Source organism: Candidatus Pelagibacter sp. (assembly GCF_052049815.1).
GTDB lineage: Bacteria > Pseudomonadota > Alphaproteobacteria > Pelagibacterales > Pelagibacteraceae > Pelagibacter.
This window is the reverse complement of the sequence record NZ_JBNGZG010000094.1, coordinates 1-1,171: the sequence shown is the minus strand read 5'-3', so window position 1 is coordinate 1,171 and position 1,171 is coordinate 1. Positions and strand designations below refer to the sequence as shown.

At 23.1% G+C, this 1,171-nt stretch carries 2 protein-coding genes and 1 tRNA gene; all 3 read right to left on the bottom strand.

The window, feature by feature from the left end; all coding sequences use genetic code 11:
* On the bottom strand, positions 1 to 201 hold a 201-nt coding region (locus ACTT9D_RS07390; RefSeq protein ID WP_440931137.1), incomplete at its 3' end, for a GIY-YIG nuclease family protein.
* A gap of 6 nt (positions 202 to 207) precedes the next feature.
* Positions 208 to 282: transfer RNA gene (locus ACTT9D_RS07385), tRNA-Glu, on the bottom strand.
* Between the two features lie 45 nt (positions 283 to 327).
* Positions 328 to 1,171: DHHA1 domain-containing protein (locus tag ACTT9D_RS07380; protein WP_440931136.1), on the bottom strand; the 844-nt coding region annotated here is incomplete at its 5' end.

Below are 1,171 nucleotides of genomic sequence, written 5' to 3'. Positions count from 1 at the left end.
ATATTCATAACTCATAGCTTCTTTTTTATTATCAAATTTCTTGAAATATATCAGTTCCCATAAATTTCCTTTTGTATATTTGGCACCTTTATTTGTATTGTGTTTAATTAATCTATTAATAAGATTATTGGTATAACCAACATATGTTTTTTTTTTGGCAGAAGAAATTGATTTTAACATGTAGACAAAAAAATTTGTCATAAATAATGGCGGTCCCTAGGGGAATCGAACCCCTCTTTCGAGGATGAAAACCACGTGTCCTAACCGATAGACGAAGGGACCAGAAGCTAGTCTTTTATTGTAAAAGTAAAAATTTATCAAGTTTAATTAAATAATAATATCAACAATATGAATATTAATCTTATTATTTTTTAGTCCAGATAAATTAAATTTACATAAAACTTTTATTTTGTTTTTATAATTAAGCAAATAATCTTCGATTTTAGTGTTCATTACATTAAATGCTATCGCATCAAAAAATTTTTTATTATCATCTTTTAATAAACAAAAAATATGATTCTCATTAATCTTTCTGGGTTTGTGTATTTTCAAATTTTCTAAAAGAAAAACAGGATTTTCATTAGCATTTCCAAATGGAGATAATTTATTTATATCTTTAATAAATTCTAAATTAATTGCTGATGAAGAAATCTTAGAGATATAATAATTTGATTTAATTATATTTGAAATTTTATAATTGCTTAAATATTTTTTAAACTCATTAAAATTATTTTTTTTTAATGAGAAACCAGCTGCCATTTGATGACCTCCTCCTTTATCTAATATTTTATTTATAACTCCATTGTTAATAATTGAGCCGATATTAATTTCGGTGTTTGATCTAGCTGATCCTTTTAATAAGTTACCAGATTGTGTAATCACAATTGTTGTTTTATTAAATTTTTCAAGAAATCTTGTAGCTATTATACCGATTAAACCTTCTGGAATACTTGTATCTTTTATAACTAAAATTTTATTTTTAATTAATATTGAATCTTTTTCATCAATTTCACTAATAATTTTTTTTTCAATATCTTTCCTTTTATTATTTAAATTAATAAGATTATCTGAAATTTTTTTGGTATCAGTTTCATTTGAAGAAGTAATCAGATTTACTGGTAAATGAGATTTATTCAATCTACCACCTGAATTAAGAATTGGTCCAATTATA